The sequence below is a fragment of the Thermodesulfobacteriota bacterium genome (genome assembly GCA_035559815.1).
Taxonomy (GTDB): Bacteria; Desulfobacterota_D; UBA1144; order Nemesobacterales; family CSP1-2; genus DATMAT01.
The window spans coordinates 21,073-28,237 of sequence record DATMAT010000060.1; the positions used below are offsets into that span (position 1 = coordinate 21,073).

Genomic DNA, 7,165 nt, shown 5'->3' on the forward strand with positions numbered 1-7,165 from the left:
ATGACCACGTTTATCGACTTTCGTTACGCAAGAACTCTCTTTTCCGCCCTATTGTCGCCCCATCAGTCGAAAGAGAACGCAGTAAGTTTTGATCCACTAAAGGACAACTATGTAGCTTTTGAGTTTTCACCCTATTCTTATCCAGAGAAGCTGCTCGACCTGGTCACCGGGGAAAGCGCAGTAGTGGCGTCTATGTATGTGGGGGAAGACCAGTCTCTATCTTTTGAGTTGGCAAGCGAAAAAATTATCTTAAAGACGCCACCGGGACTACTGCCGCCTGATAAAAAGAGTATTTTCGGATTCCGCTTAGGCCCACAGGTTGTGGGCTTTAAGCTCTGTAAATCTGTTCATGAGGAAAGGACTTTATCCCTTCTTGAAGCTAATGGAAAACTCGGTCTTAGATTGAATAATAACGGGGATTCAATCCGAATACTGGGATTGGATTCGGGACGTGCTCAGAAATGGGCCGAGCTCTATTATCACCGTTCGGAGACAGACGGTCTGGGAGTTGAGATTGTGTTGGATTGGCATCACCTGAGGTCGGGAATACCCCTGGCAGCGGTTTTGATGACCGAAAAACTTATTGAACATAGCAGTCTCAGGCTGAAGTTTCACTCCTACGTCCTGGATAAGAAAGAAGCCCAACACACCGATTTTGCACTATTGTTCACTACTTGTAATGGAGACCCGGATGTTTCGCTTCATATCACCCCTCCTATCTATACCCGTTTTAATGCAAAAACCACTAATGTTGGGCTATTTGTGTACGAGTCAACGGATATCCCCCCGGCTATTATTGGTCGGTGCAACCTGATGGATTCGATTATTGTTCCGAGTACCTTTGCCAAGCACATATTTTATAAGGCCGGCGTTCATCGGCCTATCTATGTTGTCCCTCATGGCATAGACCTTGAGTTTTTTCGCCCGGTTCCCGAAAGGACACCTTTACCGGGGGGGAAAGGCTTTAATTTTTTAGCCATTTCCACATCGGTAGAACGAAAAAACATGCGTCAATTGGTTCGGGCTTTTCTTGAAGAGTTCCGTAAGGACGAAGATGTCGCGCTCTTCATATTTTTGCGGCCGGAATTCCGCACCACACAGAACAATGTCGCCCTTGAGTTTGAGGATTGGGAAAAGCGCTATTACAGAAAAAGTGCCCCTATATTCCTTTCCACGGACTCCGTTAGACAAGAGACCCTTAGAGACTTTTATGCTAACGCGGATGCGTATGTGATGCCCAGTAACGAGGGTTTTGGCTTAACCTTGCTTGAAGCGATGGCTTCGGGAACCCCGGCGGTCGGACTTAAATACGGGGGAGTGTTGGACTTCTTGAATGAAGCCAACGGCTATCTTGTGCCTACAGGTCGGGGCTTTGTTTCAAAAGATAGAGATGTGATTTCATACACAGGGGACCGCTTTTATGAACCGGACATAAAGAAGCTACGCGCCGTTATGAGACACATTTTTGAGAATCCCAAAGAAGCCCGGGAAAGGGGCAGACAAGGAAGAAGGGACTGTGAAAGATACTACACTTGGGACCACACGGCTAGGGAAATTGCAAATATATTGGAAGAAACATACGTTCACAACAACAAACCGTATGTATCAATACAACAAAAGAACGGTAGAAAACTAAAAAGCATTTCTCTTTCCTGGGTCCTATGTGTTCATGACGATGAGCTCGCCGCTGAATCTATCAAATACTTACGTAAGATAAAAACATCGGATAACGAGGTCTTGTGTTTATTCACGCGCTATGCTCGCCTTGCGGATATTATGCTTGCCCGTAGAAGTGGGTTTTTATTTCACCGGTGGGACGGATCATATACCGACTGTAAGGCGACTGTTCAAAGTACTATCTTAACTCCTTGGGCGGGCATTTTGTATTCGGGTGAAAAAATCGAGGGTGACCTGGAGAGCCTGATTGGCTTTTTAGAAATCCAGCCGGAAGAGGTATGTGAAGTGTTAGTACCTTGTGGCAACGGTTCCAATCAACCGCGCTTCATTAGATCACAACCGCCAACGGTAAACACAGAAAAACGTATTTTTAAGAAAGTTATTATTTGTCAGGGCTGAAATTCCTTTTTGCCACGCTGATCGATATTTGTCTGAATAAAATTTCCCCCGTTCACGGGAGACGAGGTTATGCGTGTCACCGGTTGATCAGGCAATTGGTTGGGAGTGGACCCTGCTGGCTTCTCGACAAAGATGGTACAAAATACCAGCATTGGAAGATATAAAAGAGAGCTTACGGACGAGGAATTGGCAACGGTTATGGAAATAGCGGGACCGACAATGAAAAGACTCGGCTATATCCAGTCTAGTAATGAAGACAGTAAAAGATGATATAAATTTTATGAAAATGAAGTTCACTCCATGAAGTGGTCAGTTTGTTATTTACTTTTATTGTTCCTCGTCTCTCTTTACGGGATTAATATCTATAGCTTAACCTCTGGCGATTCCGCCCCTCCCATGTGGGACGAAGCGGTCCACCTGAGGGATAGTTTGGTATATTACAACATACTGGGCAATCCATCCCAGGTAAATCTTGAAGTTATTAAAGATCTTATTAATAAGTCCGAGCAATATCCGCTTATTCGACCCTCCGGGTATTATCCTCCCCTGGTTCCGATATCGACATCTTTTTGGTACTTTGTCTTCGGAACGTCTGCTAAAGTAGCTATCATGTCTAATATGATATTTATTTTCATACTCGTCTTCTCTGTTTATAAAATAGGCACACTGATGTTTGATAGAAATGTCGGACTGTTGGCCTCTGTATTAATACTGCTATTTCCCATCATCCTGAAGCACAGCGTAATTTACTATTTGGACCTTCCCTTGACGGCTATGGTTGCCCTAGGCACTTTCTTCATCCTGAAATCTAATTATTTCCAGAATACCAAATTCTCCGTTATCTCCGGCTTTTGCTTTGGACTGGGAATGCTTACCAAATGGACATACCTCTTCTTTGTCCTGGGTCCGCTCGGCTATTTGGCATTTCGAGCCTTTTACCCGGCTACCTCCCAGGAGGGTGCTTTGGAAAGGGCTTACCATTTCAAAAAAGTACTAAGGAATATAGCCCTTTTTGTGCTTGCATCCATCGTCACTTTCGGACCTTATTATTTCCCGATTCTCCCGGCGCTCATAGGAGAGACTTTGAGGTTTTCCGGAGGCCCCATTGCCCATGGGCCTGATTCTCTTCTATCCTATGCTTCTGTCTATTTTTATCCAGCCGCCTTATGGAATGATATGATAACACCTGTCGGTCTTGTCCTCTTTATTGCCGGACTGGTTCTATTGCTGTTTTCAAATAGCAAACAAAAAACCCTTCTTTCAATTTGGATACTCATCCCTTATTGCATTTTCACCTTCCTGATACAAAACAAGCAACCCCGGTACATGATGCCTTGGTTGATTCCGATTTCCTTTTTAATCTCCTTTTTTCTCATCGAGGTCGGGTCTGTTAAAGTTCTAGATGGTAGATTTGGTCTTAAGAGATATGCTATCTCTCTTTTCCTAATTCTCTTCTCTATACTCTTTTTCAGAGAGAATTTACAGCTGAGAAACACTATTATCGATAACTCGAGAGAGGAATGGAAGGTTAAAGAAATAGTTTCTGCCATCGAAGAGGATATGAACAGAATTGGCCGAATCAATCGGTACGATATGCCGATGTACATGGGTGTTATACCAGACCACCGCTATATAAACGGTCAGACCATTCGCTACTATACTACACTTAAGATGCTTCCGTTGAATGTAATAAAGCTACAAAATTATGAAGGTACAGCCTTTGAAGAATTCGTTCAAAAGTTTTACCGGTATGACTACATCTTGACCAAGAACTCGGCCAACATAGCGATAAGCCCCTTTCAAGAATCTATAGATAGGATGCACGAGTTCTTCTATTCTCATATCGGGAGCTTCCGGCATTTAAGGAGCTTTCAAGAGCCCGATGGTTCTGAGGTCTCGCTTTTCAGGAAGAAATTCTAAGCTTGACTCCCGGGTGTGTGAGAATTTCGGCGGGACCCCTATCATTTTTTGAGTTTCCTCAAAAATTTGATTTGATAGGGCAAAAAATCATGCCACCATACGCTCAAACAAACATTCAACTCTTCAACCAGCTCCACCGTGAGGGTTACTCGAATGAAGAGATCCTTCTTGTCCGGAATGCTTACCAGCTAGCGATGCGACTATTCACCGGCCAATACCGTCCCTCCGGGGATACGTTCATCTCTCATCTGGTAGGCACAGCCAGCATACTCGCCTCCCTACGCACACCGATAAACATAGTAACGGCAGGTCTTCTTCACGCCGCCTATATCCACGGCGATTTTGGCCTCATGAGTCTAAGGCTTATGTCCGGCAACAAGCGTCAAAAAATAAGGGACGTTGTCGGTGACGTTGTAGAAGACTATATCGCCAGGTATACAAGCCTCAAATGGAGTTCGAGGGCGCTCTCAGACGTTGGCGATAGACTCGATAACCTTGACCAGATTGACCGGGATGTTCTTTTGATCCGCCTGGCAAATGAGTTGGAAGACAGTTTGAACTGCGGCGTTCTCTATTGCTCCGATGCCGATAGACGGAGAGAGTACATCGAGCGTTGGGGTCGAGACATGATAGAAATGGCAGACAGGATCGGCTTCCCTGCTCTAGCCTCCGAACTATCACGGGTATTCAAAGAAGTTACTTCAACAGAGATTCAAAGAGAGCTGCTCATCAGCAGCAGCCGGGATCGCGCCTACCTTGTTGCTCCCCGGTCCTATCACATGCGGCTATCTTTTGTGTTTTGCCACACCATTTTCATCACGATGCGCTTTCTGAGCAAATTATGCTATAAGATGAGAATGAATAGTGTAGGCGCTTTGTTTGATCCTAGTCGAGGTTAGAATGGCACACTCCTACGCCCAGGCAATTACTCAACTCTACAACCAACTACGGCTTAATGATTATTCAAAGGCCGATATGGTTCTAGTCCGTAATGCATACGAGCTAGCCATGTTACTTTTTTCGGGACGGTTTCAGCCTTCCGGGAAAACGCTTATCTCGCACGGGGTGGGAACAGCCAGCATTCTAACCTCACTTAGATTATCTGGAGAGGTGGTGGCGGCAGGCCTTATCCATAACGCTTACCAAAATGGCGACTTCGGGGACGGAAAGAGATTTATCTCAAAGTCTAAACGTAAGTATGTAAGACATACTGTGGGCGAAGGGGTCGAAGAATACGTGGCCCGGTTTGCCACCCTGAAGTGGAAACCAGAGAATATCTCGACTATCCGGGACGAAGTGAATAAACTAAACCCCATCGACCGTAATACAGTTCTAATACGTTTGGCAGACCACTTAGAACACCTCTTGGACCTCGACGTGCTTTACTACAAAGACATTGGACGCAAAAGGTACACGACAGATACTCATATTGTAGAAGAGGTTGCAGAGAGTCTGGGGTTCCCCAATCTGGCGGATGAAATAAGACAATCATACAAAGAAACTACTTCAGCCGAAATCCCCGTGGAATTTACCCCTCAACACAGCGAGTCGTTCGTTATACCGCCACCGTCTTACCGCAAACGACTATCCGTGCTTCTTCTGGAAAGGTTTTACTATTCAGGCTCTGTCCTGAAGCTGAGGAGGATGACTAGCTCTCTGGCATCGGTGTGGAAAGAGAAAAATAAGGTTTAAGAACCACCCTAGATTCTATAGACGTAGGAATGAAAAACCTATATCAATGAGACCGCAAGGGGAGAACTTATACCATATGAACAAACTATTACAGGGGAAAAACGCACTTATAACCGGAGCGGGGAAAAACATCGGTAAAAGCATTGCTATTGAAATGGCAAAACAGGGTGCAAATGTATTCTTTAGCGACATCGACAGGGATAGATGTGCTCAATTAAAGCAAGAATTAAACCGCTATCCGGTTGTATCAAAAGGATTCATCTCAGACGTATCAAGGTCGGAAGATGTTGATTCACTGTGTAACTCACTATTACAAGATCGGATCAAGATCGATATACTGGTCAATAACGTAGGAATCCATTTTGGGGGACGAACGATAAAAGACCTTGATTTAAAAGAATGGAAAAGGGTTTTTGATACGAATGTCCTTGGTCCTATGTACCTGACAAAACGTATTTCAAAAACAATGATAGATAACCATGTTAGCGGCTCCATAATATTTATCACCTCCATTCATCAATGGACAATTAGACGCTTTCCGAGCTACAGTTCTTCAAAAGCCGCATTAGGGATGATCGTAAAGGAATTGGCTCTAGAGCTAGCCCCATATAGTATAAGAGTAAATGGAATAGCCCCCGGCTATGTAGAAGAGGATAAAAACGGTAACACAATCGCCCACAAATACACCCCTCTATATAAAAGTTCGATAAACCCTTGTTATATCGGGAGAGCGGCGGTCTATCTATCATCAGACTTTTTTTCGAGATTCACCACTGGGACAGTGCTTAAGATAGATGCGGGGTTGTCTCTTTATAACCACCTGGTTGACCAGGTTCCCCTCTAATAAAAAGCATAGTCAGCCGAGATTAAAACCTGTGCTGGTTTCTAAAAAGGAAAGACATGAACAGGGTGCGCTACGGCATAATCGGGATTAAGGGTATAGGCAATCTGCATGTCCGCTTTGCCCGACAAAACGAGAAGGTAGAGTTAACTGCGCTGGCCGACCTGGACGAGGACATATTAAAGGAAAGGACGGAAGAACTCGGAGTGCGCGGGTTTACCGATTATCGCAAGATGCTAGAGGCCGGAATCGTTGACGCCGTTTCCATTGCCACACCGCATTACCTTCACGCTCCGATGGCTCTGGACTGCCTTAACGCTGGAGTGCACGTTTTTGTGGAGAAGCCGCTGGCTATTCGCATCTCAGACGCGGAAAGTATAGTTTGCCTGGCGAAGACAAAGAATCTCAAACTCTCTGTCGGGCATCAATACCGGACCTTTCGTTCATCACAGACGATGAAACAAATCATCGACACCGGGCTCATCGGAAAGGTCAGACGAGTCTTGTGGTCCTGGGTCGAGTTTCGTCCGGAAAGCTACTATGCCCGCGACATCTGGCGTGGAACCTGGCGTCACTCCGGAGGCGGCATATCTATGCAAAACGTGAGCCACGATTTGGACTTGATCTGTTGGATGA

The 7,165-nt window shown here is 45.2% G+C and carries 7 protein-coding genes; all 7 read left to right on the forward strand.

Annotation, left to right across the window (positions count from 1 at the left end):
• Entirely contained in the window at positions 1-2,076 is a 2,076-nt protein-coding gene (locus VNN20_14820; protein HWP93463.1) for a glycosyltransferase family 4 protein, read from the forward strand.
• A 99-nt stretch (positions 2,077-2,175) separates the two neighbouring features.
• Positions 2,176-2,346, forward strand: a complete 171-nt coding sequence (locus VNN20_14825; protein ID HWP93464.1) for a hypothetical protein — start codon at positions 2,176-2,178, stop codon at positions 2,344-2,346.
• Between the two features lie 30 nt (positions 2,347-2,376).
• The gene (locus tag VNN20_14830; GenBank protein HWP93465.1) at positions 2,377-3,996 is read left to right on the forward strand and encodes a glycosyltransferase family 39 protein; all 1,620 of its coding nucleotides are present in this window, start codon (positions 2,377-2,379) and stop codon (positions 3,994-3,996) included.
• 89 nt (positions 3,997-4,085) lie between these two features.
• Positions 4,086-4,895 (forward strand): HD domain-containing protein, encoded by an 810-nt coding sequence (locus tag VNN20_14835; protein ID HWP93466.1) that lies wholly within the window; start codon positions 4,086-4,088, stop codon positions 4,893-4,895.
• A 1-nt stretch (position 4,896) separates the two neighbouring features.
• Positions 4,897-5,688: an HD domain-containing protein gene (locus VNN20_14840; protein ID HWP93467.1), complete on the forward strand. Its 792-nt coding sequence runs from the start codon at positions 4,897-4,899 to the stop codon at positions 5,686-5,688.
• 76 nt (positions 5,689-5,764) lie between these two features.
• Complete coding sequence (locus VNN20_14845) at positions 5,765-6,532, forward strand: SDR family oxidoreductase (protein HWP93468.1); 768 nt, start codon at positions 5,765-5,767, stop codon at positions 6,530-6,532.
• A gap of 56 nt (positions 6,533-6,588) precedes the next feature.
• Positions 6,589-7,165 (forward strand): Gfo/Idh/MocA family oxidoreductase (locus tag VNN20_14850; GenBank protein HWP93469.1); only part of this gene is annotated, 577 nt, incomplete at its 3' end.